Here is a 24,460-nt window from a genome sequence, read left to right on the forward strand (position 1 = left end):
CGGCGGCGCCCGGATACACTACGCATGCCCGCGCAGCCGGCGCCCGCCAGCGCCATTCGCCGCGGGGCCGACATTCTATCAACGATCAGACCAAGGCACCGGAACCGCCATGTCCGCCTCCCCCGACGCCCAGCCGGCACTGCCACAGGCGGTGCACGACGCCCGCCGCTTCTCCCGCTACCTGAGCCGCATGCTGGACTGCCAGCCCTGGCTGGGCGAGGCGCTGGCAGCCAGCATCGGCGGCCCGATCGACGCACGCCGCATGGAAGCCTTCATCGCCGCCCGCGAAGCGGGCTTCGGCGATCCGGACAGCGCGCTGCGCCCCGCCCTGCGCCAGCTCCGCAGCTGGGTGCTGTGCCACCTGATCGTGCGCGACCTGTGCTGCGGCGCGCCGCTGGCCGAAGTCACCGAAACCATGACGACGCTGGCCGAAGTCGCCGTGCGCCACGCCCACGACGTGCTGCGCGCCGCGCTGGTCGAACGCTACGGCCGGCCGCTGTCGCCCACCGGCTGGGAGCAGGAACTGCTGGTGATCGGCATGGGCAAGCTCGGCGGCCGCGAACTGAACGTGTCCTCCGACATCGACCTGATCTTCATCTACCCCGAGGACGGCGACACCGGCGGCAACAAGGTAATCAGCAACTACGAGTTCTTCGAGCGCCTGGGCAAGCAGTTGATCAGGGCGCTGGCCGAGATCACCGAACACGGCCAGGTCTTCCGTGTCGACATGCGGCTGCGCCCCAACGGCGACTCGGGCCCGCTGGTGTGCAGCTTCGACATGCTGGAGAACTACTTCGTCACCCAGGGGCGCGAATGGGAGCGCTACGCCTGGATCAAGGCGCGGGTGATGCTGGGCGAGCGCTGGACCGAGCTGGGCGGCATCGCCCGCCCCTTCGTGTTCCGCAAATACCTCGACTTCGGCGCCATCAACGCCATGCGCGAGCTGCACGCGCAGATCCGGCGCGAAGTCGCCCGCCGCGACCGCGCCAACAACGTCAAGCTCGGCCCCGGCGGCATCCGCGAGATCGAGTTCATCGCCCAGGTGTTCCAGCTCATCCGCGGCGGTCGCGACACCGCGCTGCAGATCCGCCCGACGCTGGGCGTGCTCGCGCAACTCGCCGAACGCGGCATCCTGGCGGCCGAAACGGTGGCCGAGCTGACGGCCGCCTACGTCTTCCTGCGCCGGCTGGAGCACCGCCTGCAATACCTCGACGACGCCCAGACCCACGACCTGCCCGCCAGCGAGGACGACCAGGCGCTGATCGCGCAGGCGATGGGCTTCGCCGACCATGGGGCCCTGCTGACGGCGCTCGACGCCCACCGCGCAGCGGTCAGCCGGCATTTCGACAGCGTGTTCGGCGATCCTTCCGACGAGGACCACAGCCTGGACGCCACCTGGGCCGGCGCCGAGGATGTGGACGGCGTCGCCCCGGAACTGGGCGAACTGGGCTATCGCCGGCCGCGCGAAGCCGCCGAACGCCTGGCCTCGATCCACGCCAGCCCGCGCTACCGCCAGTTGCCGAACAACATCAAGAGCCGCTTCGACGCGCTGATCCCGCGCATCCTCGAAGCGGCCGCGGCCACCTCCGGGCCGGACGACACGCTCGCCCGCTGCCTCGACCTGATGGAAGCCATCGGCCGCCGCGGCGCCTACCTCGCACTGCTGCAGCAATACCCGCAGGCGCTGCGCCGCGTCGCCGACCTGATGAGCGCATCGCGCTGGGCCGCGCAGTACCTGACGCGCCACCCCATCCTGCTCGACGAAATGCTCGACACCCACAGCCTGGAAGCGACGCCGGACTGGCAGGCCTTCCGTGCCAGCCTGGATGCCGAACTGGAAGCGCTGGAACCCGACATGGAGCGGCAGATGGACGTGATGCGCGAACAGCACCACGCCCAGGTCTTCCGCCTGCTGACACAGGACATCGCCGGCCTGCTGACGGTGGAAAAGCTCGCCGACCACCTCTCCGAACTGGCCGACATCATGCTCGACCTGACGCTGCCGCGCTGCTGGAGCCGGATCAAGATCCGCCATCGCGAGCAGCCGGCCTTCGCCGTCATCAGCTACGGCAAGCTCGGCGGCAAGGAACTGGGCTACGCCTCCGACCTCGACATCATCTTCCTCTACGACGACGACGCGCCCGAGGCCGCCGAGGTCTACACCCGGCTCGCCCAGCGCACCAACACCTGGCTGTCGAGCCGGACCGCCGCGGGCCTGCTGTTCGAAACCGACCTGCGCCTGCGCCCCAACGGCGAAGCCGGCATGATCGCGGTGTCGCTCGAATCCTTCCGCAAGTACCAGCTCGAATCGGCCTGGGTGTGGGAACACCAGGCGCTGACCCGCGCCCGCTTCTCCGCCGGCGACCGCCGCATCGGCGACGCCTTCGAACGCATCCGCGACGAGGTGCTGCGCCTGCCGCGCGAGCTCGACACGCTGCGCGCCGAAGTGCTGGCGATGCGCCACAAGATGCGCGACGCCCACGCCGGCAAGGACCCCGAACGCTTCGACCTCAAGCACGACCGCGGCGGCCTGATCGACGTCGAGTTCCTGATCCAGTACCTGGTGCTGGGCCATTCCCACGCCCACCCCCGGCTCACCGGCAACCTCGGCAACATCGCGCTGCTGCGCATCGCCGGCGAACTCGGCCTGATCCCGGCCGAACTCGCCGCCGCCTGCGCCGACAGCTATCGCGAACTGCGCCGCCTGCAGCACCGCCAGCGGCTCAACGAACTGCCCTCGCGCGTCCCGCCCGGCGAAGCCGAAGCCGCGCGCGCGCCGGTCGTCGCGCTGTGGCGGCACGTCTTCGGCGAATGACAGGCGACTTGAAACATAAACGTCATCGAAGCATGCATGACGCCCTCCGGGCGGATGACTAGAATCCGGACGTCTGCATCCGAACAAAACACCATGAGCCAGGAAATCGAGCTGAAACTTGCCTTGCCGAAGCGCGCGCTTGCCGCGCTGCGCCGCCATCCGCTGGTCGCCGGCGCGGAGAAGCTCGGCAACACCGTGACCCTGGACAACACCTACTACGACACCCCGCGGCTGCAGCTCAAGGCGCACAAGGTGGCCGTGCGCACCCGCCGCCAGGGCCGCGACTGGCTGCAGACGGTGAAATGCGCCGCGATATCGAGCGGCGGCCTGTCGCAGCGCCCCGAATGGGAGCAGCCCTACTCGGGCAGCTTCGACTTCTCGCAGGTCGATGCTCCGGACGCCGCGAAACTGCTGAACCGCCATGCCGGCGCGCTGGTGCCGGTGTTCACCACCCGCTTCCGCCGCGAGACGCGCCGCCTGAGTCCGCGTGACGATACGAGCATCCTGCTGATGATCGACACCGGCGAAGTCCGGGTGACGACGCCCGAAGGCATCGAACGCCAAGCGCCGATCTGCGAACTGGAGCTGGAACTGGAGCACGGCCAGGCCGAGGATCTGTTCGCGCTGGCCTGCGAACTGGCGCAGGCCCTGCCGCTGATGCCCGCCGACGTTTCCAAGGCCGAGCGCGGCTACCGCCTGTTCCTCGGTACGCCGCCCGGCGCGGCACGGGCCGAGGCTTCCGACCTCCGGCCCGGCGACAACGTGGTCGACGCCTTCCGCCGCCTGGCTTTCGGCTGCGTGCGCCAATGGCAGGCCAATGCCGCGGCCCTGCTGCCGGATGCCGGCGCGGCCGGCGCTGCGGACACCGCCCACGCCGACTTCATCCACCAGCTCCGCGTCGCCCAGCGCCGCTTGCGTGCGCTGCTGAAGCTGTTCGCTCCGGCCCTGCCGGCCGAATTCGCCGGACAGTGGAACGCCCGTCTGCGCGACAATGCCAGGCGCTTCGGCGATGCGCGCGACCTCGACGTCCTCCATGGCGAACTGCTCGCACCGGTCACGCCGGAAGGCCTGGCCGACGAGGTATCGATGGCCAGGCTGATGCAGACCGCCGCGCAGGCCCGCGACACGGCCTACCAGGCGGCGGAACAGGCACTCGACATGGCCACGCAGGGCCGCCTGCTGCTCGAACTCAGCGCCGGACTGCTGCGCCTGCAGGGCAACAACCTGGTCGACGCCGCCGACCTGCGAACCTTCGTCCGCCTGCGCCTGGCGCGCCTGCGCAAGCGGGCACGCCGCCAGTTCGAAGCAGCATCGACGCTCGAACCCACCCAGCTACACATGCTGCGCATCGGCCTCAAGCAACTGCGCTACGGCATCGAGTTCTTCGCCCCCCTGCTCCCCGCCAAGGCCGCCGCACGCTACCGCACGAGCCTGGTCGACGCGCTGGGCATGCTGGGTTTCCTGCAGGACGTCGACATCGCCCGCGCGCGTCTGCTCGGCTGGGCCGCGGCCGACGCCTCGCTGCAGGCCGCCGTCGCCTTCGTGCTGGGCTGGCATGCGCCGCGCTACGCCGGCTTGCGGCACGGCGTGCTGCAGACCGCCGAGCCCGTGCTGTGGGGCAAGACGCCATGGTAGGCGGCGCAGACGGCCTGCCGGACCGCGAAGCCACCGAAACGCTGCGCCGCCAGGCCTCCGTGACACCGGGCCGCGTCATCGGCCTGCAACAGAACGAGGACATCATGCAGGCCCCCGATCCGATGGAGAAGCAAATGGACCTCCTGCTCTGGCGCCACGCCGAAGCGGCCGACGGTACGCCCGACCACACGCGAGAGCTGACCCAGCGCGGCCACAAGCAGGCCCGCCGCATGGCGGCATGGCTGGCGAAGAACCACCCCAAGCGCATGCGCGTGCTGGTGAGCCCGACCGTGCGCACCCGCCAGACCGCCAGCGCCTTTGCCGACGACTTCGAGATCGTCAACGGCCTCGGGCCGGACGGCAACGTCGCCGACATCCTCGCCGCCACCGGCTGGCCGGACTCCAGCGGCGCCGCCCTGGTCGTCGGCCACCAGCCTGCGCTCGGCCGCCTCGCCGCCTTGCTGCTGTCGGGCCAGGAAGCCGACTGGACGATCAAGAAAGGCGCGCTGTGGTGGTTCACCAACCGCGTGCGCGAGAACGAGACCCAGACCGTGCTGCGCGCGGTCATCCCGGCCGACCTCATCTGACACCTGCCCGGGGACCGGCCCCCCCTTGCGAGCACATCGCACGGCGACAAGGCTTGTGCTTTGCAGCACATTGCGCAAGACTGCGCATCCTGCCCGGACGCCCCCGTCCCGGCAGGCCGTGTTTTTTCCATCCGCAAGCCAAAAGGTCGGGCTGGTCATGAACGCTCCCACCGAAAACGGCACCATCGCCATCATCGACGGTGTCCGCCGCATCTTCTGCGACGGCTACTGGATCAAGGTCTATGATCCGCCGGCCAATTCGCTCAAGACCAAGAAGCAGCTCATCCAGGCGCTGACGCGCAGGCTGTTCAACCACGTCGAGCACGGCATCAACATTCCCGGCAAGCGCCTGAACGATGCCCGCAAGGCCTATGAAGCCGAGCAGGACCCGGCGCGCAAGCGGGTCAAGGGCGCGATGCTCGCCGGCGCGCTGTTCAACCGCGCCACCGACATCTTCACCAAGCTGGTCGAGCTGCAGGAACTGGGCATCGAGATCGAGACCGACAACGCGCTGATGCGCGAATGCGGCTTCTGCCTGCAGGAAGCACTGAGCCTCGGCAAGCTGGTGCTGCACCGCAGCGGCGAAGAAGGCATCGACGAACTGTGGGGCGAGCCCTTCCGCGCCTTCTCGATTCCGGTCGAGGCCTTCTACGACAGCCGCGTCATCAAGATCGCGCAGACGCTGCGCGACATCGACCTCCTGGCCAAGACGATGGCGGCCACCCTTTCCGCCACCCCGCTGTACGAAGGCATCCTGCCCGCCATCACCCGCTTCGCCGACGCCGCCAAGATCAAGTGCGAGACGCTTCGTACCGACCCGGACATCTTCGACGTGTGGGCGGACTTCGTCGTCGCCTCCGAGGAACTCACCGCCTTCTCGCCACGGCTGTCGCACGGCATCAGCGCTGCCGAGCGGCAACTGGCCACCGACGGACGCAGCCTGCTGCTGCAGGGCCGCGATCTCGTCACCTACATCACCCGCGCACGCGTGCCGATGCCCAAGAGCACACGCGAGTTCATCGAACGCTGCGAAGCCTTCGCCGCCAGGGCGCACCAGCGGGGCCGGCCGCGGCTGGCCGGGCCGATGTCCTGTTGAACACCGCCGGCGTCAGACGATGATGCCGCCGCCGAGGCAGACCTTGGATTCGTAGACCACCACGCTCTGCCCCGGCGTCAGCGCCCACTGCGGCTGGGCGAAGGCGATCTCGGCGCGGCCGTCGGCGATGCGGTCGATCTCGCACGGCATGTCGGGCGTGCGGTAGCGCGGCTTGGCGGTGTAGACCCAGTTGGTGTGCGGATCGCGGCCGGCGATCCAGTTGAGGTCGGTCGCCACCAGGCGGTCGCGCAGCAGCGCCGGGTGCTCGTGCCCCTGCACCACGTACAGCACGTTGGCCTTCACGTCCTTCTTCGCCACGTACCAGGCCTCGTGCTCGCCGGCCTCGTCCTGGTTGCCCTTGATGCCGCCGATGTGCAGCCCCTTGCGCTGGCCGATGGTGTGGTACATCAGGCCCTGGTGCTCGCCGAGCACGGAATCGTCGTCGAGCGAGCGGATCTCGCCCGGCTGCGCCGGCAGGTAGCGCATCAGGAACTCGCGGAAGGGCCGCTCGCCGATGAAGCAGATGCCGGTCGAGTCCTTCTTGGCGGCGACGTGCAGGCCCGCCTGCTCGGCGATGCGGCGCACTTCGCGCTTGTACAGCGTGCCGAGCGGAAACAGGGTTTTCGCCAGTTGCTGCTGGTTCAGGCGATAGAGGAAATAGCTCTGGTCCTTGGTGCCGTCCTCGGCCTTCAGCAACTGGTATTCCCTGCGGCCGTCGTTGTTCCATTCGCGCACCTGGGCATAGTGGCCGGTGGCGATGCGCTCGGCGCCCAGCTGCATGGCGTGGTCGAGGAAGCAGCGGAACTTGATCTCGGAGTTGCACAGCACGTCCGGATTCGGCGTGCGCCCGGCCTCGTACTCGCGCAGGAAGTCGGCGAACACCCGGTCCTTGTATTCGGCGCTGAAGTTGACGACTTCCAGATCGATGCCGATCACGTCGCAGACCGAAGCCACGTCGACCAGGTCCTGCCGCGTCGAACAGTAGTCGGAATCGTCGTCGTCCTCCCAGTTCTTCATGAACAGGCCGGTCACCGCGTAGCCCTGCTGCTTCAGCAGCAGCGCCGTCACCGACGAATCCACGCCGCCGGACATGCCGACGACCACTTTCATGCCGTTTCCATCCTGCTTACTGGACATTCGGTCCACCTCCATTGAGCCATTCGGCGAGCGGCAGCACCACCGCCGGCTCGCCATTGTCGACGAACCAGCTGTCGACCGCATAACGTTCGCCCGGACTGGGCGGTTCCGCACCATCCGGGCCTTCGACGATCACTCCGTCTTCCGTGCAGTTGCAGCGCGCCAGCGCCGAACCCGGCGGCAGCCGCTCGATGCGCTCGGCCGGCGTCAATTCCTCGATCACCGCGCTGAAATGCTGGAAGATGAAGCGGGTGCGCCGCTCGGGCTCCAGCACCCGGTGAAAGCGCAGCGCACCGCGCGACTCCAGCAGCTTCAGCAAACGGGTGGTCGAGGTCGAATGGTCGATGCAGTCCATGCGGCCTTCGACGCCGCCATCCAGATAATTGCCGCCGCGATCCGCGCCCACCGGCAACTGCCGGCCGGCCAGGCGGTACAAGCGGCCCACCGCCTCGCCGAGCAGGGCGCGCTCCTCAGCCGCGCTCCGCGCCTTGTCCAGCCGTCCGGCCAGATTCGCCAGATCGGCCGCGCCGTAGCGCGCCACGCCCTCGTGCGCGCAGCCGTAGCCGTAGCAGATGCCGACTTCCGCGCCCGCTTCCTGCGCGCCCGTCCCGGCCTGCGCCAGGCCCGCGACAGCCAGCAGGATCGCCAGGCAGATGCCCTGCATGCCGCCGGATCAATAGTGCCGCAGCAAGGACAGCGGGTGGCGCTGCCCCGCCCGCCAGTCCTCGATGCACTGCAGAATCAGCGGGCTGCGATGGCGGCCGGCGGTGGCGCGCACCTCGTCGACCGTCATCCACACCGCGCGCACGATGCCGTCGTCGAGGCTGCGCCCGGCTTCCTCGCCCTCCACCCGTCCGCCGTAGGCGAAGCGCAGATAGGTGATGTCGCCCTGCGGCCGCGTCCATTGATAGATGCCGACCAGGTACTCGGGCACGAAACGGTGCGCGGTCTCTTCCAGCGCCTCGCGCGCCACCGCCTCCAGCAGCGATTCACCGCGCTCCAGATGGCCTGCGGGCTGGTTGAAACGCAGTCCGTCGGGCGTATGTTCCTCGACCAGCAGGAAGCGGCCGTCCCGCTCGATGACGGCGGCGACGGTGACATTGGGTTTCCACTCGCGATCGATCAAGGCCTGCTCCTTCGACGACAGGCCGGCATTCTAGCGCGCGCCGGCGGCTTTCCCCACCGCCGCAAGGCTTTCACCCGCATGAAGTGGCGTTCGCAGACCCTGCCTTTGCGCTAGAATCCACGGGTTCCGCCCGCCGGACGCGGGCTGCCGAATCAACTTTCCTGAGGTGGAGAACCCAATCATGTCCATGGCTGATCGCGACGGTTTCATCTGGCAAGACGGCAAGCTCGTTCCGTGGCGCGAAGCGACCACGCACGTGCTGACCCACTCCCTGCACTACGGTCTGGCCGTCTTCGAAGGTGTCCGCGCATACAACACCGCCAAGGGCACGGCCATCTTCCGCCTCGCCGAGCACACCCAGCGCCTGATCAATTCCGCCAAGATCTACATGATGGACATCCCCTACTCCAAGGATGAACTCATGGAAGCGCAGAAGGAGGTCGTGCGCGCCAACAAGCTCGAATCCTGCTACCTGCGCCCGCTGGCCTTCTACGGCTCGGAAAAGATGGGCATCTCCACCCGCGGCGCCACCGTGCATGTGGCCATCGCCGCCTGGCCGTGGGGCGCCTACCTGGGCGAGGAAGGACTGGAAAAGGGCATCCGCATCAAGACCTCGTCCTACACCCGCCACCACGTCAACTCGACGATGCCGCGCGCCAAGCTCGCCGCGACCTATCCCAACTCCATCCTCGCCAACCTCGAAGTCACCAAGATGGGCTACGACGAGGCGCTGCTGCTCGACAACCAGGGCTTCGTCGCCGAAGGCGCGGGCGAGAACCTGTTCATCGTCAAGGACGGCAAGATCTACGAACCCGAGATCGCCTCGGCGCTGACCGGCATCACCCGCGACTCGATCATCACCGTCGCGCGCGAATTCGGCTACGAATTCAGCTCCAAGCGCCTGACCCGCGACGACGTCTATCTCGCCGACGAAGCCTTCTTCACCGGCACCGCGGCCGAGGTCACGCCGATCCGCGAACTCGACGACCGCATCATCGGCGAAGGCAGGCGCGGCCCGGTCACGACCAGGCTCCAGGCCCGCTTCTTCGACATCGTCAATGGCCGCGCGCCGGAATACGAGCACTGGCTCGCCTACGTCTGACATCCACGCACAAAGGACTTCATCCATGGTCGAGAACACCGACAAGACCCAGGCCGTCGCAGTCACCGCCAAGGACCTGCCGCTGCACTGCCCGCCGCCGGGCGCGCCGCTTTGGGCGCGCCACCCGCGCGTCTTCCTCGACGTGCTGAAGACCGGCGAAGCCGTGTGCCCTTACTGCAGCGCGCACTACATCTTCACCGGCGAACATCCCAAGGGACATCACTGAGCCGCCGGCTCCAGTCACCGATCCCATCCAGCGCGCGGTCCTGTCCGCACAGCCTGGATGACGCGGGGGCCGATACCGGCAGGTATCCGGCCCCCGTTCCTTTGCAGCCCTGCGGCGGCGCAGAAACATCCTGCCGCAATGGCCGCGGCCGCCCGGCAAGCCCATCCGGCATACAATGCCGGCTTTCGTCCAATCCACGCAGCCTCATCCATGACCTCGAATCGCCACGCCCAGCCCGCCCCGGAAATCTTCAAGGCCTACGACATCCGCGGCATCGTCGACACCGTGCTGACGCCGGATGCCGTGCGCGCCATCGGCCACGCGCTCGGCTCCGAAGCCGTCACCCGCGGCCAGCAGGCCATCGCCGTCGGCCGCGACGGCCGCCTGTCCGGCCCGGCGCTGGCCGGCGCGCTGGCCGACGGCATCCGCGCCGCCGGCGTGGACGTCATCGACATCGGCTGCGTGCCCACGCCGCTGACCTACTTCGCCGCCCACCACCTCGGCTGCGGCTCCTGCGTCTCGGTCACCGGCAGCCACAACCCGCCCGACTACAACGGCCTGAAGATGGTGCTCGGCGGCCAGACCCTGTACGGCGACATGATCCAGGCCCTGCGCACCCGCATCGCCGACGACGACCTCATCCGCGCCGCCGCGCCCGGCGCGCTGCGTACCGCGGACGTCGCCGACGCCTACGTCGACCGCATCGTCGGCGACGTGAAGCTGGCGCGGCCGATGAAGATCGTCATCGACTGCGGCAACGGCGTCGCCGGCAACATCGCACCGGCGCTGTTCCGCCGCCTCGGCTGCGAACCGGTCGAACTGTTCTGCGAAGTCGATGGCAGCTTCCCCAACCACCATCCCGACCCGTCCAAGCCCGAGAACCTGCAGGACGTGATCCGCGCGCTGCGCGACACCGACGCCGAACTCGGCTTCGCCTTCGACGGCGACGGCGACCGCCTGGGCGTGGTGACCAAGGACGGCGAGATCATCTACCCCGACCGCCAGCTGATGCTGTTCGCCGAGGACGTGCTGAGCCGGGTGCCTGGCGGCGAGATCATCTTCGACGTCAAATGCACGCGCAGGCTCGCGCCCTGGATCCGCGAGCGCGGCGGCAAGCCGACGATGTGGAACACCGGCCACGCGCTGGTGAAAGCCAAGCTCAAGGAAACCGGCGCACCGCTGGCCGGCGAGATGAGCGGCCACATGTTCTTCAAGGAGCGCTGGTTCGGCTTCGACGACGGCCTCTATTCCGGCGCCCGCCTGCTGGAGATCCTGTCCGCCCGCGCCGACGCCAACGCCGCGCTGAAGGCGCTGCCGGATTCCATCAGCACCCCCGAGCTGAACCTGAAGATGGACGAAGGCGAGCCTTTCGAACTGGTCAAGCGGCTGAAGGAAGCCGCCCGCTTCGACGACGCGCAGGACGTCATCACCCTCGACGGCGTGCGCGTCGAATACGCCGACGGCTTCGGCCTGGCGCGGCCGTCCAACACCACGCCGGTGGTCGTGCTGCGCTTCGAGGCCGACAGCGCCGAAGCGCTCGCGCGCATCCAGGCCGACTTCCGCCGCGCCATCGAAGGCGTGTGGCCGGGAGTGGCACTGCCGTTCTGAGGTCGGTTCAGTACAGCGACGGGCAGAATGGAAAAACGGCCGGAAAGGGCATCCCCCTTTCCGGCCGTTCGTGCATCAGAACACCGGCAAAGCCGGCGCTGCCTCAGAGCTTGCCGCTCACCCACTCCCTGACCCCCGCCAGGGCGGCCTGCAGGTTTTCCGGCTGGGTGCCGCCGGCCTGGGCCATGTCGGGGCGGCCGCCGCCCTTGCCGCCGATCTGCTGGGCGACGAAGTTGACCAGTTCGCCGGCCTTGACCCTGGAAGTGCTGTCGGCGGTGACGCCGGCGATCAGCGAGACCTTGCCGTCGGCCACCGAGGCCAGCACGATGGCGGCGGTCTTGAGCTTGTCCTTGAGCTTGTCCATGGTGTCGCGCAGCGTGGGCACGTCAGCGCCGTCGAGCGTGGCGGCCAGCACCTTGATGCCGCCGACTTCGACCGCCTGGCTCACCAGGTCGTCGCCCTGGCTGGCAGCGAGCTTGCCCTTGAGACGGGCGAGTTCCTTCTCGAGCGCGCGCACGTTGTCGAGGATGCCGGCGACGCGCTCGGCGACCTCGTCGGGCTGCACTTTCAGCAGCGCCGACATGCCCTGCACGCGGCGTTCCTGTTCCTGGGCGTAGTGCAGCGCGTTCTCGCCAGTGATCGCTTCGACGCGGCGGATGCCGGCGGCGACACCGCCTTCGGCGACGATCTTGAACAGGCCGATGTCGCCAGTGCGCGCGACGTGGGTGCCGCCGCACAGTTCCTTGGAACTGCCGATGGTCAGCACGCGCACTTCGTCGGCGTACTTTTCGCCGAACAGCATCATCGCGCCGGACTGCTGCGCGGCTTCCAGCGCCATCACTTCGGCCTGGGTCGCGGTGTTGGCGAGGATTTCGCGGTTGACGATTTCCTCGACCTCGCGGATTTCCTCGGCCGTCATCGGCGCGGTATGGGCGAAGTCGAAGCGGGTCTTGTCCGGATCGACCAGCGAGCCTTTCTGCTGCACGTGGGCGCCGAGCACCTGGCGCAGCGCCTTGTGCATGATGTGGGTGACGGAGTGGTTGCGCGCGGTGGCGGCGCGGGCGGCGCCATCGACGCGCGCGGCGACGCCCTGCCCGACCGACAGCTTGCCGGTGCGCACCACGCCGTGGTGGCCGAACACCGCGGCCTGGATCTTCTGCGTGTCCTCGACGCCGAAGATGCCGCCGGCGGCGCGCAGTTCGCCGCGGTCGCCGGCCTGGCCGCCGGATTCGGCGTAGAAGGGCGTGTGGTCGAGCACGACCACGCCCATGTCGCCTTCGAGCAGTTCATTGACCGCGGCGCCATCCTTGTACAGCGCGAGGATGTTGCCCTTTTCTTCCAGGCGGTCGTAGCCGTGGAAGGCGGTCGCGGGGCCGTCGTAGTCGAGGTTGGCGGCCATCTTGAACTTGCCGGCGGCGCGCGCCTGCTCCTTTTGGCGCGCCATCGCGGCGTCGAAGGCGGCGGCATCCACCGTCACCTCGCGCTCGCGGCAGATGTCGGCAGTGAGGTCGAGCGGGAAGCCGTAGGTGTCGTGCAGCTTGAAGGCGGTGTCGCCGTCGAAGACCTTGTTGCCGGCCTTTTCCATCGCGGCGAGTTCGGCTTCGACGATGGCCATGCCGTTTTCGATGGTGGCGAAGAAGCGTTCCTCTTCCTGGCGCAGCACGTCGGTGATGCGGCGCTCGCCGTCCTTCAGTTCGGGATAGGCGGCGCCCATCTCGGCCACCAGGTCGGGCACCATGCGGTGGAAGAAGGCGGCGCGCGCGCCGAGCTTGTAGCCGTGGCGGATGGCGCGGCGGATGATTCGGCGCAGCACGTAGCCGCGGCCTTCGTTGCCCGGGATGACGCCGTCGGCGATCAGGAAGGCACAGGCACGGATGTGGTCGGCCAGCACTTTCAGCGACGGCGAATCCATGTCGGCGCCGGAGGTCTCGCCCCCCACCTCACGGTAAGCGGCCTTGATCAGCGCCTGGAACAGGTCGATCTCGTAGTTGGCATGCACGCCCTGCAGCACCGCCGAAACACGCTCCAGGCCCATGCCGGTGTCCACCGAGGGCTTGGGCAGCGGATGCATCACGCCCTGCTCGTCGCGGTTGAACTGCATGAACACGTTGTTCCAGATCTCGATGTAGCGGTCGCCGTCCTCTTCGGCCGATCCCGGCGGGCCGCCCCAGATGTCCGGGCCGTGGTCGTAGAAGATCTCGGTGCAAGGGCCGCAGGGGCCGGTGTCGCCCATCATCCAGAAGTTGTCCGAGGCGTAGCGCGCGCCCTTGTTGTCGCCGATGCGGATCACGCGATCAGAAGGTACGCCGACTTCCTTGGTCCAGATGTCGTAGGCTTCGTCGTCCTCGGCATACACCGTGACCCACAGCTTTTCCTGCGGCAGCTTGAAGACTTCGGTCAGCAGTTCCCAGGCGTAAGTAATGGCGTCGCGCTTGAAGTAGTCGCCGAAGCTGAAGTTGCCCAGCATCTCGAAGAAGGTGTGGTGGCGCGCGGTGTAGCCGACGTTTTCCAGGTCGTTGTGCTTGCCGCCGGCGCGCACGCATTTCTGCGAGGTGGTGGCGCGGCTGTAGGGGCGCTTGTCGAAGCCGAGGAAGACGTCCTTGAACTGGTTCATGCCGGCATTGGTGAACAGCAGCGTCGGATCGTCGTGCGGCACCAGCGAAGACGAAGGCACGATCTGGTGGCCTTTCGATTCGAAGAACTTGAGGAATTTTTCGCGGATTTCGGCGGCTTTCATGGAGATTGGCGTGTTTTCTGGACGATAGACCCGTGCTGCGGGCGAATGTGCAAGTTTATCATGAGCTTAAACCGGCCATGAGCCGGCCCGCACGGCCGGGGCCTTCGCCTATAATTGACGCGAACGTCAACCTTAACCACAACCGATAGCGAGGCACGACACGCCATGGGCAACCGCCTTTCCAAGATCTACACCCGCACCGGCGACGCCGGCACCACCGGCCTGGGCGACGGCAGGCGCGTTTCCAAGGACAGCCTGCGCATCCACGCGCTGGGCGAAATCGACGAGACCAACTCGGTCGTCGGCCTGCTGCTGTGCGAGGAACTGCCGGAGGACGTGCGCGCGCTGCTGACCGACGTGCAGCACGACTTGTTCGACCTCGGCGGGGAAGTGTGCATCCCGGGCATGAGCATGATCACCGACAGGCAGGTGACCCATCTCGAAAACGAGCTGGACCGCTTCAACGAGCCGCTCGAAGCGCTGAAGGACTTCATCCTGCCCGGCGGCACCCGCGCGGCTGCACTGGCCCACCACGCCCGTACCGTGTGCCGCCGCGCCGAACGCGCGCTGGTGGCGGTGGCGCTGGAAGAAACGATCAACGACGGCCCGCGCCAGTATCTCAACCGCCTGTCCGACCTGTTGTTCGTGCTCGGCCGCGTGCTGAACCGCGCCGGCGGGCGCGGCGACGTGCTGTGGCAGAAGCGCAAGAACGCCTGAACCAGTACCGGCCGGCCGCATCGAGCCATTCGCCGATGCGCAGGATCGAGCGCTTTCTTGTCGCGAGAGAGCGCTCAATCCGCGAAATCCAGCGAAATCTGCCCGGCCCCGGCCACCGCGCCCTCGTCCTCGGCAAAGCGCACGCCGATGCCCAGCAGCCGCACCGGCCGCGACTTGCGCGCATGGGCCTCGTCGAGCAGCGCCAGCCATACCTGCTCGTCCGGCGCCTCGCAGACGCACTCGGCGGTGGTCCGGGTGAAATCCGAGAACCTGATCTTGACCACCGCCTTATGCACCGGCCGCGTTTCGCGTGCACGGCCGAAGCGCTCGCGGAAAGCCTCGATCAGCACCCGCAGTTCGGCCCGGCAGGCCGCCAGGTCGGGCAGATCGGTGACGTAGGTGGTCTCGATCGACAGCGACTTGCGGATACGGTCGGGGCATACCGGCCGCTCGTCGATGCCGCGGCACAGGCGGTAGAGGCTGGCGCCGAAGCTGCCGAAGGCCTGCGCAAGCTCGGCCAGGCTCCAGGCGCGCAGGTCGCCGCAGGTCTGCACGCCCAGCCGCTGCAGCCGCGCCGCCGTCACCTTGCCGACGCCGAAGATCTTCTTCACCGGCAGCGCGGCGACGAAGGCATCGACCTCATCGGGCCGCACCACGAACTGCCCGTCCGGCTTGTTCCAGTCGCTCGCCACCTTGGCGACGAACTTGCTGGGGGCGATGCCCGCCGACGCGGTGATGCCGACTTCGGCACGGATGCGGGCGCGAATCTCGTCGGCCATCAAGGTCGCCGAGCCCTTGCAGCGGTCGACGCCGCTGACGTCGAGATAGGCCTCGTCCAGCGACAGCGGCTCGACCAGCGCCGTGTAGTCGCGATAGATGGCGAGGATCTGCCGCGACGCCACGCGGTAGCGCTCGAAGTCGGGCGGCAGCAGCAGCAATTGCGGGCACAGTTGCAGCGCCCGCGCGGTGGGCATCGCCGAGCGCACGCCGAAGGCGCGCGCCTCGTAGTTGCAGGTGGCGATCACGCCGCGCGTCTCCGGCCGCCCGCCGACCGCGAGCGGCCGGCCGCGCAGCGACGGGTCGTCGCGCATCTCGACCGAGGCGTAGAAGCAGTCGCAATCGCAGTGGATGATCTTGCGCATCTCGGCCGAAACCCGCAGCTCGGGAAAAATGGAATCTGCCCGCAAGTATACGGGCACTTCCGCCCTCACCCATTCAACGCAATCGGACGGCCCTTCCAGCAGACGGCTTCGCCGGCGGGCAAGATGCGCTGCGATGGCGGGTCGCTGTCCGCCGGACCTGCCCGGTTCTGGCGCCCGGGTGCGCGATGCGAGACAATGACAGGCACGTTCCGGATGCCGCACGGGCAGGACGGCCGCCTGGCCGGGCCGCCCCCGATACATCCGGCATGCCTCGCCCACTCACGTCGGATCCTCGTCCATGCATACGCGCGACACCGCCCTCTCCACCGATCAGAAGGCCCTGCAGCTCAACCTCGACAAGTACAAATACGGCTCCATCGTCGAGATCGGCGCCGGGCAGGAAGTCGCGCGCCGGTTTTTCCAGGTCGGCGCGGCGGCAGGTACCATCGCCAAGACCATGTCGGCCTACGACATGGCGGTGAGCGACGACATCTACGGCCATGTGGACCGCTACGTCAGCCGTGCACGGCTGCTGCAGATGCTGGAAAAGGAGTTCGACCAGGTGGTGGCGCGGCTGGCCCATCTGCGGCCGAAGAACACCACGTTCTTCGCCTATGCCGCCACCGTCACCGCGCGCAGCTTCAAGCAGAAGAACGAATGCCACGGCTGGGTCGGCATCCGCCTGCAACTGCATCCGGGCGCGGCGCCCAGCGACGTGATCCTGCACGTGCGCATGCTCGACAATGACAATGCGCAGCAGGCCGAGGCGCTCGGCATCCTCGGCGTCAACCTGATCCACGGCGCCTTCTTCCATCACCACCATCCCGAATGGGTGGTCGAGGGTCTGGCCGACGCGCTGGGCTCGGAGCGCATCGAGGTCGATCTGATCCATTTCTCCGGCCCCTATTTCGAGGAAGTCGACAACCGGCTGATGAATCTGCACCTGATCCGCAGCTGGCTGACGCGGGCGGTGGTGTTCAACCCGGCGGGCGAGATGGTGGTGCCGGGCGAACTGTTCCATCGCAAGCCGGTGATGGTGATCCGCGGCAGCTTCAAGCCGGTGACCTGCGTCAACGTGGACATGACGACCGCTGGCCTCAAGCAGTTCAGCCAGCTCGCCGCGGTGGACGAGGACGAGATCGTGTCGCTGGCCGAGATCACGATGAATTCGCTGATCAGCGGCGACAGGATCGACGGCACCGACTTCCTCGCCCGCATCGAGCTGCTCGCCTCGCAGGGCTACACGGTCATGATTTCCGACTACGTGCGTTTCTTCCGCCTGCGCGCCTACCTGCGGCGCTACACGCAGAAGCCGATCGGCATCGTGCTGTCGGTGCGCGACTTCGATTCCCTGTTCGACGAAAAATACTACGAAGGCCTCGAGGGCGGCATCCTCGAAGCCTTCGGCAAACTGTTCCCGGACAACACCCACGTCTATGTATATCCCTCGCGCCCCAGGGGCGGCGGCGCGGAACTGGTGACGCTGGACAACGTGCAGGTGCCGGCCAAGCTCCGCCACCTGCTCGCCCACCTGATGGACAACGACAAGCTGCTCGCCGTGCAGCCACTCGACGACAGCCATCTGCACATCGACTCCACCGAAGTGCTGGCGGGCCTGCGCCGCGGCCGCGGCGCCTGGGAGCAGGACGTGCCCGAACCGGTGGCGCAGCGCATCATCGACGGGCGCCTGCTGGGTTACGACACCGCATAGGCCGGACGCCATCGACTAGAGGCACAGACGGCCAGCCGGGGACTGCAATGCTCGAACCGGAAGCGCGCAGCCGGCGATGGGGCTCCGCCGTCACATCCCCTGGTAAATCGGCCCCTCGCCGCCCTGGGGCACGACCCAGTCGATGTTCTGGGTCGGGTCCTTGATGTCGCAGGTCTTGCAGTGCACGCAGTTCTGCGCGTTGATCTGCAGCCGCGGGCCGGCCGCTTCCTGCACGATCTCATACACCCCGGCCGGGCAGTAGCGCTGCTCGGGGGCGTCGTAGCGGGCCAGGTTGATCGCGATCGGCACCGTCGGGTCCTTCAGCCGCAGGTGGCAGGGCTGCTCTTCCTCGTGGTTGGTGTTGGACAGGAACACCGAGGACAGCCGGTCGAAGGTCAGCACGCCGTCCGGCTTCGGGTAGTCGATCTTCGCGCACTCGGCCGCCGGCTTGAGCTTGTCGTGGTCGGCGCTGTTGTGCAGCGTCCACGGCACCTTGCCCTTGAACAGCACCTGGTCGATGCCGAACAGCAGCGAGCCCAGGACCAGGCCCTTCTTCATGTAGGGCTTGAAGTTGCGCGTCTTGTGCAGCTCGGCGTGCAGCCAGGAGTCCTGGAAGGCTGCCGGGTAGGCGGTCAGCGCGTCGCGCTGGCGTTCCTGTGCCAGGGCGTCGAAGGCCGCGTCGGCCGCGAGCATGCCCGACTTGATCGCCGCGTGGCTGCCCTTGATGCGCGCCGCGTTCAGGAAGCCGGCGTCGTCGCCGATCAGCGCGCCGCCCGGGAAGATCAGCCGCGGCAGGCTCTGCAGGCCGCCGGCGGCGATGGCGCGGGCACCGTACTGCAGCCGCTTGCCGCCTTCGAGATATTTGCGGATCTCGGGGTGGGTCTTGTAGCGCTGCATCTCCTCGAACGGCGACAGGTGCGGGTTGCTGTAGTCCAGGCCGACGACGTAGCCGACCGCGACCAGGTTGTCCTCGAGGTGATAGACGAAGCCGCCGCCATAGGTGGCGCTGTCCATCGGCCAGCCGGCGGTGTGCACGACCAGGCCGGGGCGGTGGTGCTCGGGTTTGACTTCCCACAGCTCCTTGATGCCGATGCCGTAGGTCTGCGGGTCGGCGCCGTCGCGCAGCGCGTACTTCGCTTCGAGCTGCTTGCCCAGGTGGCCGCGACAGCCTTCGGCGAACAGGGTGTATCTGGCGTGCAGTTCCATGCCCGGCTGGTGCTGCGGGCCGGGCGTGCCGTCGCGGTTCAGGCCCATGTCGCCGGTGGCCACGCCTTTGACCGCACCGGCCTCGTCGTACAGGATCTCGGCGCCGGCGAAGCCCGGATAGACTTCCACCCCCAGCGCCTCGGCCTGCTCGCCCAGCCACTTGACCACGTTGCCCAGGCGCACGATGTAGTTGCCGTGATTGACGAAACAGTCCGGCAGCAGCCCGTTGGGCGTCTGCCGGGCGCCGGTCTCGGACAGGAACAGCACCTTGTCCTCGGTGACGGCCGTCCTGAGCGGTGCGCCCCGTTCCTTCCAGTCCGGGATCAGTTCGGTGAGCGCGCGCGGGTCCATCACCGCGCCCGACAGGATGTGGGCGCCGAGCTCGGCCGCCTTCTCGATCAGGCACACCGACAGTTCCCGGCCCCGCTCAGCCGCCAGTTGCTTCAGGCGGATCGCCGCCGACAGCCCGGCAGGCCCCCCGCCCACCACCAGCACGTCGAATTCCATCGAGTCGCGTTCGATGCTCATGAAAAGCGATACTCCTCTTTCAAGACGGCGGCCGGCTCAGGCGAGCCCGGCAGCCGGTTCGCGCCAGTCGGGCACGATGCCGTGCTCGAGGGCGAAGGGCTGGGCCTGGATGCTGCGGCGCTGGAAACCGGCCGCCTCCGGCGCGGTGGCCAGCCAGCACAGCACGGCAGCCGGCACCTCCGGCGGCGCCACCCCGTTGCGCAAGGCGACGATGCCCTTGTCGCCGATGGTCGCGTGCAGCGCTTCGGTCGCCACCACGCCCGGATTCACCGTATAGGCGCGGATGCCCTGTTCGCCGAACTCCGCCGCCAGCACCCCGGACAGGCGCGACACCGCCGCCTTGCCGGCGCCGTAGGCATAGCCCCAGCCGCCCTTGCCTGCGGCCACCGGCGGATCGCTCTCGCCGGCCCCGGAAGTGACGTTGATGATCGTGCCGCCCCCCTGGGCCAGCATCGCCGGCAGCAGGCATTGCGTCAGTACCACCGGTGCCACGACGTAACCCTGGAACACGCGCTGCAGACCATCGACGTCCAGCGCCAGGAAGGGCGCATTGAGGTCCGCGCCCTGGTAGATCGCATTATTGACCAGCACGTCGATGCGGCCGAAGCGCTCCAGCACCGCAGCGGCCGCATCGCGCACCGAACGCTCGTCGAGCAGGTCCATGCGCACCGTGCATGCCTCGCCCCCCAGGGCACGCACCGCCTCCGCGGTGGCGGCGAGACTGCCCGCGAGCGGACGGCCATCGGCATGGGTCAGCGCGTGGGCATGCGTCTCGCCTTCCTCCAGCGTCCGCGCGCTGATCGCCACGTCGAAGCCTGCACGGGCGAAAGCCAGCGCCGTCTCGCGGCCGATGCCGCGGCTGGCGCCGGTAATGAAAGCCACTTTGTTCATCGTGCCACTCCAGGACGGTAATCGCGCCAGTCTAGCTGCCGGCCCCGCGCCGTCATCGTCGGTTCGGACCATGCGGCGGCCGCCCGGCGACACGGATCCAGTCAACACAAAGCCGGCCGCGACGGGCCGGTTCGGGTACAGCCAGCGGAAATGCCGGAATGCTCAGAAGCGATCGGCGCGCGTCATCGCGTCCATGCCGCCATCGACGAAGACGACGGTGCCATGCACGAAACTGGCCCGCTCCGACTGCAGAAACTCGACGACGCCGGCGATTTCGTCCGGCCTGCCGGGGCGCCCGAGCGGGGCCACGAACTTGCGCGTCGCCTCGCCATAGCGCGCATCGGCCAGCGAGGCGGCGAACAGCGGCGTCTCGACCGCGCCGGGTGCAAGCACGTTGATGCGGATGCCTTGCGGCCCCAGCTCGACCGCCTTCCTGCGGGCGAATACCGTGACCGCGTACTTGGAACCGGCATAAGCGGCCTGCGGAACGGCCATCCCGTCGGCCTGGGCGATGGCGCCCGCCTCGTCGCCGGCCAGCATGGCCGCCACCATCGGCAGCTTGTCGACGCCATGGACGGACGCCACCGAACCGATCAGCAGGATCGCCGGCTTGCTGCCGCGCGACAGCGCCCCTTCCAGGCCTTCGACCAGTTCGGTCATGCCGAAGTAGTTCACACCCACGATCATGCCGCTGGACGGCGCGGTCGGCCCCAGCCCGGCGCAGCACACCAGGCCGTCGAGCACGCCGCCGCAGGCCGCCAGCGCGGCGTCGACCGCGGCCTTGCGCCCCGCTGCAGTCGACAGGTCGGCGACGATGTCGGCGTTCTGGCGGTCGATGCCGACGACGCGGTGCCCCGCGCGCTCGAGTTGCTTGCTGACGGCTGCGCCAATGCCAGAGGCCGAGCCGGTGACGACGGTAATAGTCACGAATCACTCCCGAAGATGCCCGCGAGGGGTGCAAAAGACGAGGGCAGTATCGGCGCCGCCCTCCCGCGCCGGCATCGTCCAGGCGGACTAAGACCGGGCCGATGCCTTGAACCTACAATCGCAGGACGCCAAGTCCATACCGAGGATTCGTTCCATGACACCGTTCAAGACCCTCGCCGCCGCCGTGAGCCTGGGCTGCGCCCTGCTGGCAGGCCCGCTGCACGCCGCGGACGCCACCGCCCCGGCTACCCAGGCGGCCAGCAGCGATGCGGCCAAGGCGCAGGCACTGCTCGACCAGGCCGAAGCCTATCTGCGCGCGCATGGCGACCAGGCCATGGCCGGCTTCAGCCGCGCGGGCGAATTCGTCGATGGCGAGCTGTACGTGTATGTGCTCGACACCCGGGGCAACTTCCTCGCCAGCGGCGGCAGCTCGACCACGCTGATCGGCCGCAACGTGGCCGGCGTTGCCGACTCGGACGGCCGCCTCTTCTTCCGCGACATGATCGAAAGCGCCAAGGCCCGGCCTGCCGGCCAGATCGAATACCGCTGGAGCAACCCCGTCCGCGGCATCAACGAAACCAAGATCGCCTCCTGGCGCCGGGTCGGCGACCACATCCTGGTGATCGGCTACTACGCGCCGCACCCCAGCTTCGAACTGGCGAAATCGCTTGCCTGGCGCGCGGTGCACACCCTCAAGGTCAGCGGCGAGGACGCCTTCGCCCGCTTCAACAGCCTGAACGGCGGCTTCGTCCAGGACGACCTCTACGTCTTCGTGATCGGCCTCGACGACGGGATCATGCACGCACACGGCGGCCAGCCGCGGCTGATCGGGCGCAAGGCCACCGAACTGGTCGATCCGGTGAGCGGCCGCCGCTTCGTCAAGGACATGATCGACATCGCCCGCGACAAGGGCGAAGGCGAAATCCGCTACACCTTCCGCAACCCGCTGACCCTCAAGAACGAAGGCAAGCGCACTTACGTCGTGCGCGTCGGGCAGTATCTGGTCGGCGTCGGCACCTACGCCGAACCGGCGCCACGGCAGAACGGCGAGTAAGCACCGGCGGGCCGCCGCAAGACGGCTGCCGGCAAGCCGGCGGCTTTTCGTCCCTTTGCGCCTTGCTACTGCTTGTGGCTGAGCGCGGCGACGCTGTTGAGCATGATGCGGACCAGTTCGGTCTGGCGGCGCACGCCGGTCTTGGAGAAGATCGAGCGCAGATGCGCGCGTGCGGTATTGCGCCGGATGTTCAGCTCCTCGGCCGCCTCTTCGAGCGACAGGCCGTTGGCCAGTTCCATCGCCAGCGCGGTTTCGGCCGGCGTCAGGTTGAAGAGCTGCTTCGCCGCCGCCGTGCTCGCCAGCAACTTGCCGGTGGCATCGCGGATATAGACCAGCACCGACGGCTGGCCCTTGCCTTCGGCCCATTCCTGGGACGGCACCGGCTCAACCACCACGCCCAGGCTGACCTGCCCCGACGGCCGCGACACCGACATCGCCGACGCCGCCGCCATCAGCGCATCGCTGCCGCCGGGGCGCTGGCGCACGAAGGCATTGCGGATCAAGGTCTGGAGTTCGCGGTTGTCGCTCGGGTAGGAGGCTTCGAGCTTGCCGCCGACCAGCTTCAGGCCGTCGCTGGCTTCCAGCAGTTCGCGCGCGATCAGGTTCTGCTCCAGTACCCGGCCGCTGTCGTCGAGCACGATGGTGCCCACCGACAGGCGCCCGATGGCCTGCGAATAGAGCGAGCCGAGCGATTCGCTGCGGTCGAGCAGGTTGTGAATGTGCAGCGCCCGCCGCAGGTGCGGCAGCAGCGCCTCGCAGCGCTTGCGGTCAAGATCGCTGAAACGGGGCGCGGACTCCGGGCGCGTGAGGCGGAAGCGCAGCTTGCCCGCGTCCGGCGTCGAGATGTCGACGCCCATGACGTGGAACACATCGACCGGCTCGCACCAGTGCTGGTAGTAGGCCGTCCGCCGCCACTCCGCCTCGGTCATCAGGTCCTGCATCAGGAAGACCTTGTCGGCGGGCTGGTTGGCGAAAGGCGTCATCGAATGGCCATAAGGCAGGTAGGTGACCTTGTCGCCCCCTTCCACGCCCACGGCGATCATCATCCCGAGGTTGCCCTCTTCCGGGCTGCGCAGGATCAGGGTCGCGTAGTTGGCCTGGAACAGCACGCGGAACAGCTCCAGCGCCTCGCCCCAGCGCCGGCTGTCGAGCGACGCATCGTAAAGTGCCGAAACGATCGCATCGTATTCCGGCAGTCCCAGTTCAATGTCGCTCAAAACCCTTCCCCTTCAGTTTCACACCGGCAGCCGGAAGGCCTGCCGCCTCAGGTCGCCGCCACGCTCGACGTCAACGCGGGCACGGCCTCGAACAGGTCGGCAACCAGTCCGTAATCCGCAATCTGGAAGATCGGCGCATCCGGATCCTTGTTGATCGCGACGATCACCTTCGAATCCTTCATGCCGGCCAGGTGTTGGATGGCGCCCGAGATGCCCACGGCGACGTACAGACCGGGGGCGACGATCTTGCCCGTCTGGCCCACCTGGTAGTCGTTGGGCACGAAACCCGCGTCGACCGCCGCCCGCGATGCGCCCAGCGCGGCACCGAGCGTGTCGGCCAGCGGATCGAGGACGCGATGGTAGTTTTCGCCGCTGCCGAGCCCGCGTCCACCCGATACGACGACCGCCGCGGTGCCGAGTTCCGGCCGCTCGGATTTGCTCAGCTCGCGCCCGACGACGCGGGACAGCGCCAGATCGGGGCCAGCGGCGATCTCCTCCACCGCCGCGCTGCCGCCGCTGCCGGCCGCATCGAAGGCGGTGCTGCGTACCGTCAGCACGTCGAGCACCTGGTCCGACTCGACCGTCACCATCACATTGCCGGCGTAGATCGGCCGCTCGTAGCGGCCGGGCGCCGAAATCCCGACCACGTCCGAAACCGCCGCCACATCGAGCAGGGCCGCCGCCCGGGGGGCGAGATTCTTGCCGAAACTGGACGCTCCCGCAAGCACCGCGCGGTAGCCGCCTTCGGTCGCCACGCGCTGCACCAGCACCGCCAGGTTCTCGGCCAGCGGTTCGGCATAGTGCGCCGCATCCACCTTGAGCACCCGCGCCACCCCCGCCACCGCCCGGGCCTGCGCCACGGCCGCATCGCAGGCGTGGCCGGCGACCAGCACGTCGACCGTGCCGCCGAAGCGCACCGCCGCCGTCACCGCATTGAGGCTCGCCGTCGCCAGACGGCCGTTGTCATGTTCCGCAATGACCAGTGTCTTCATCATCCG

20 protein-coding genes are annotated in these 24,460 nt (G+C 68.2%); 10 read left to right on the forward strand and 10 right to left on the reverse strand.

What is annotated here, in order from left to right:
- Positions 1-109: 109 nt before the first annotated feature.
- From glnE to ACNQFN_RS16720, 4 genes are all read left to right on the forward strand, one after another.
- The gene (gene glnE / locus ACNQFN_RS16705) at positions 110-2,815 is read left to right on the forward strand and encodes a bifunctional [glutamate--ammonia ligase]-adenylyl-L-tyrosine phosphorylase/[glutamate--ammonia-ligase] adenylyltransferase (RefSeq protein ID WP_418647026.1); all 2,706 of its coding nucleotides are present in this window, start codon (positions 110-112) and stop codon (positions 2,813-2,815) included.
- Between the two features lie 93 nt (positions 2,816-2,908).
- Entirely contained in the window at positions 2,909-4,450 is a 1,542-nt protein-coding gene (locus ACNQFN_RS16710; RefSeq protein ID WP_418647027.1) for a CHAD domain-containing protein, read from the forward strand.
- 134 nt (positions 4,451-4,584) lie between these two features.
- A complete protein-coding gene (gene sixA, locus ACNQFN_RS16715) occupies positions 4,585-5,037 on the forward strand; it encodes a phosphohistidine phosphatase SixA (protein ID WP_068636209.1) in 453 nt (150 codons plus the stop codon).
- 157 nt (positions 5,038-5,194) lie between these two features.
- A complete protein-coding gene (locus tag ACNQFN_RS16720) occupies positions 5,195-6,133 on the forward strand; it encodes a hypothetical protein (protein WP_068636113.1) in 939 nt (312 codons plus the stop codon).
- Positions 6,134-6,145: 12 nt separating this feature from the next.
- On the opposite strand, the gene mnmA is transcribed toward ACNQFN_RS16720, so the two are convergent.
- The 3 genes from mnmA to ACNQFN_RS16735 are packed head-to-tail and all read right to left on the reverse strand — an operon-like array spanning position 6,146 to position 8,396.
- The gene (mnmA, locus tag ACNQFN_RS16725) at positions 6,146-7,243 is read right to left on the reverse strand and encodes a tRNA 2-thiouridine(34) synthase MnmA (protein WP_418648928.1); all 1,098 of its coding nucleotides are present in this window, start codon (positions 7,241-7,243) and stop codon (positions 6,146-6,148) included.
- 16 nt (positions 7,244-7,259) lie between these two features.
- Positions 7,260-7,934, reverse strand: coding sequence for a hypothetical protein (locus ACNQFN_RS16730; protein WP_418647028.1), 675 nt, complete (start codon positions 7,932-7,934; stop codon positions 7,260-7,262).
- A gap of 9 nt (positions 7,935-7,943) precedes the next feature.
- The gene (locus ACNQFN_RS16735) at positions 7,944-8,396 is read right to left on the reverse strand and encodes an NUDIX hydrolase (protein ID WP_068636111.1); all 453 of its coding nucleotides are present in this window, start codon (positions 8,394-8,396) and stop codon (positions 7,944-7,946) included.
- Positions 8,397-8,577: 181 nt separating this feature from the next.
- Here ACNQFN_RS16735 and ACNQFN_RS16740 point away from each other — a divergent pair, with 181 nt between their 5' ends.
- The 3 genes from ACNQFN_RS16740 to ACNQFN_RS16750 all read left to right on the forward strand — a co-directional run bounded on the left by ACNQFN_RS16740 (position 8,578) and on the right by ACNQFN_RS16750 (position 11,332).
- The gene (locus tag ACNQFN_RS16740; protein ID WP_068636110.1) at positions 8,578-9,498 is read left to right on the forward strand and encodes a branched-chain amino acid transaminase; all 921 of its coding nucleotides are present in this window, start codon (positions 8,578-8,580) and stop codon (positions 9,496-9,498) included.
- A gap of 25 nt (positions 9,499-9,523) precedes the next feature.
- Positions 9,524-9,724, forward strand: a complete 201-nt coding sequence (locus ACNQFN_RS16745; protein WP_068636109.1) for a zinc-finger domain-containing protein — start codon at positions 9,524-9,526, stop codon at positions 9,722-9,724.
- A 210-nt stretch (positions 9,725-9,934) separates the two neighbouring features.
- A complete protein-coding gene (locus ACNQFN_RS16750) occupies positions 9,935-11,332 on the forward strand; it encodes a phosphomannomutase/phosphoglucomutase (protein WP_418647029.1) in 1,398 nt (465 codons plus the stop codon).
- A 103-nt stretch (positions 11,333-11,435) separates the two neighbouring features.
- Here ACNQFN_RS16750 and alaS read toward each other — a convergent pair whose 3' ends face one another.
- A complete protein-coding gene (gene alaS / locus ACNQFN_RS16755; RefSeq protein ID WP_418647030.1) occupies positions 11,436-14,069 on the reverse strand; it encodes an alanine--tRNA ligase in 2,634 nt (877 codons plus the stop codon).
- A gap of 165 nt (positions 14,070-14,234) precedes the next feature.
- On the opposite strand from alaS, the gene ACNQFN_RS16760 reads away from it, so the two are divergent.
- On the forward strand, positions 14,235-14,786 hold the full coding sequence (locus ACNQFN_RS16760) for a cob(I)yrinic acid a,c-diamide adenosyltransferase (RefSeq protein WP_068636106.1): 552 nt from the start codon (positions 14,235-14,237) through the stop codon (positions 14,784-14,786).
- A gap of 74 nt (positions 14,787-14,860) precedes the next feature.
- Here ACNQFN_RS16760 and dinB read toward each other — a convergent pair whose 3' ends face one another.
- Positions 14,861-15,928, reverse strand: a complete 1,068-nt coding sequence (dinB, locus tag ACNQFN_RS16765; RefSeq protein WP_418647031.1) for a DNA polymerase IV — start codon at positions 15,926-15,928, stop codon at positions 14,861-14,863.
- A 298-nt stretch (positions 15,929-16,226) separates the two neighbouring features.
- Here dinB and ACNQFN_RS16770 point away from each other — a divergent pair, with 298 nt between their 5' ends.
- The gene (locus tag ACNQFN_RS16770; protein WP_068636104.1) at positions 16,227-17,639 is read left to right on the forward strand and encodes a nicotinate-nucleotide adenylyltransferase; all 1,413 of its coding nucleotides are present in this window, start codon (positions 16,227-16,229) and stop codon (positions 17,637-17,639) included.
- Between the two features lie 90 nt (positions 17,640-17,729).
- Here ACNQFN_RS16770 and ACNQFN_RS16775 read toward each other — a convergent pair whose 3' ends face one another.
- The 3 genes from ACNQFN_RS16775 to ACNQFN_RS16785 all read right to left on the reverse strand — a co-directional run bounded on the left by ACNQFN_RS16775 (position 17,730) and on the right by ACNQFN_RS16785 (position 21,191).
- Entirely contained in the window at positions 17,730-19,367 is a 1,638-nt protein-coding gene (locus ACNQFN_RS16775) for an electron transfer flavoprotein-ubiquinone oxidoreductase (protein ID WP_418646801.1), read from the reverse strand.
- Positions 19,368-19,409: 42 nt separating this feature from the next.
- Positions 19,410-20,264, reverse strand: a complete 855-nt coding sequence (locus tag ACNQFN_RS16780; protein WP_068637321.1) for an SDR family NAD(P)-dependent oxidoreductase — start codon at positions 20,262-20,264, stop codon at positions 19,410-19,412.
- Positions 20,265-20,426: 162 nt separating this feature from the next.
- On the reverse strand, positions 20,427-21,191 hold the full coding sequence (locus ACNQFN_RS16785) for an SDR family oxidoreductase (protein WP_068637323.1): 765 nt from the start codon (positions 21,189-21,191) through the stop codon (positions 20,427-20,429).
- A 154-nt stretch (positions 21,192-21,345) separates the two neighbouring features.
- On the opposite strand from ACNQFN_RS16785, the gene ACNQFN_RS16790 reads away from it, so the two are divergent.
- Entirely contained in the window at positions 21,346-22,245 is a 900-nt protein-coding gene (locus ACNQFN_RS16790; RefSeq protein WP_068637325.1) for a cache domain-containing protein, read from the forward strand.
- Positions 22,246-22,310: 65 nt separating this feature from the next.
- On the opposite strand, the gene ACNQFN_RS16795 is transcribed toward ACNQFN_RS16790, so the two are convergent.
- Together ACNQFN_RS16795 and ACNQFN_RS16800 are read right to left on the reverse strand one after the other, a co-directional pair.
- Complete coding sequence (locus ACNQFN_RS16795) at positions 22,311-23,462, reverse strand: helix-turn-helix transcriptional regulator (protein WP_068637327.1); 1,152 nt, start codon at positions 23,460-23,462, stop codon at positions 22,311-22,313.
- Between the two features lie 47 nt (positions 23,463-23,509).
- Positions 23,510-24,454, reverse strand: a complete 945-nt coding sequence (locus tag ACNQFN_RS16800) for an electron transfer flavoprotein subunit alpha/FixB family protein (RefSeq protein ID WP_418648929.1) — start codon at positions 24,452-24,454, stop codon at positions 23,510-23,512.
- Positions 24,455-24,460: the final 6 nt, after the last annotated feature.

Origin of the sequence: Thauera butanivorans (assembly GCF_048398245.1) — a bacterium.
GTDB lineage: Bacteria > Pseudomonadota > Gammaproteobacteria > Burkholderiales > Rhodocyclaceae > Thauera > Thauera butanivorans.

Bases quoted from the DNA above. Each gene is read 5' to 3' on its own strand.
- glnE (WP_418647026.1), top strand. From the start codon at position 110: ATGTCCGCCTCCCCCGACGCCCAGCCGGCACTGCCACAGGCGGTGCAC.
- ACNQFN_RS16710 (WP_418647027.1), top strand. From the start codon at position 2,909: ATGAGCCAGGAAATCGAGCTGAAACTTGCCTTGCCGAAGCGCGCGCTT.
- sixA (WP_068636209.1), top strand. From the start codon at position 4,585: ATGGACCTCCTGCTCTGGCGCCACGCCGAAGCGGCCGACGGTACGCCC.
- ACNQFN_RS16720 (WP_068636113.1), top strand. From the start codon at position 5,195: ATGAACGCTCCCACCGAAAACGGCACCATCGCCATCATCGACGGTGTC.
- mnmA (WP_418648928.1), bottom strand. From the start codon at position 7,243: ATGAAAGTGGTCGTCGGCATGTCCGGCGGCGTGGATTCGTCGGTGACG.
- ACNQFN_RS16730 (WP_418647028.1), bottom strand. From the start codon at position 7,934: ATGCAGGGCATCTGCCTGGCGATCCTGCTGGCTGTCGCGGGCCTGGCG.
- ACNQFN_RS16740 (WP_068636110.1), top strand. From the start codon at position 8,578: ATGTCCATGGCTGATCGCGACGGTTTCATCTGGCAAGACGGCAAGCTC.
- ACNQFN_RS16745 (WP_068636109.1), top strand. From the start codon at position 9,524: ATGGTCGAGAACACCGACAAGACCCAGGCCGTCGCAGTCACCGCCAAG.
- ACNQFN_RS16750 (WP_418647029.1), top strand. From the start codon at position 9,935: ATGACCTCGAATCGCCACGCCCAGCCCGCCCCGGAAATCTTCAAGGCC.
- alaS (WP_418647030.1), bottom strand. From the start codon at position 14,069: ATGAAAGCCGCCGAAATCCGCGAAAAATTCCTCAAGTTCTTCGAATCG.
- ACNQFN_RS16760 (WP_068636106.1), top strand. From the start codon at position 14,235: ATGGGCAACCGCCTTTCCAAGATCTACACCCGCACCGGCGACGCCGGC.
- dinB (WP_418647031.1), bottom strand. From the start codon at position 15,928: ATGCGCAAGATCATCCACTGCGATTGCGACTGCTTCTACGCCTCGGTC.
- ACNQFN_RS16770 (WP_068636104.1), top strand. From the start codon at position 16,227: ATGCATACGCGCGACACCGCCCTCTCCACCGATCAGAAGGCCCTGCAG.
- ACNQFN_RS16780 (WP_068637321.1), bottom strand. From the start codon at position 20,264: ATGAACAAAGTGGCTTTCATTACCGGCGCCAGCCGCGGCATCGGCCGC.
- ACNQFN_RS16790 (WP_068637325.1), top strand. From the start codon at position 21,346: ATGACACCGTTCAAGACCCTCGCCGCCGCCGTGAGCCTGGGCTGCGCC.
- ACNQFN_RS16800 (WP_418648929.1), bottom strand. From the start codon at position 24,454: ATGAAGACACTGGTCATTGCGGAACATGACAACGGCCGTCTGGCGACG.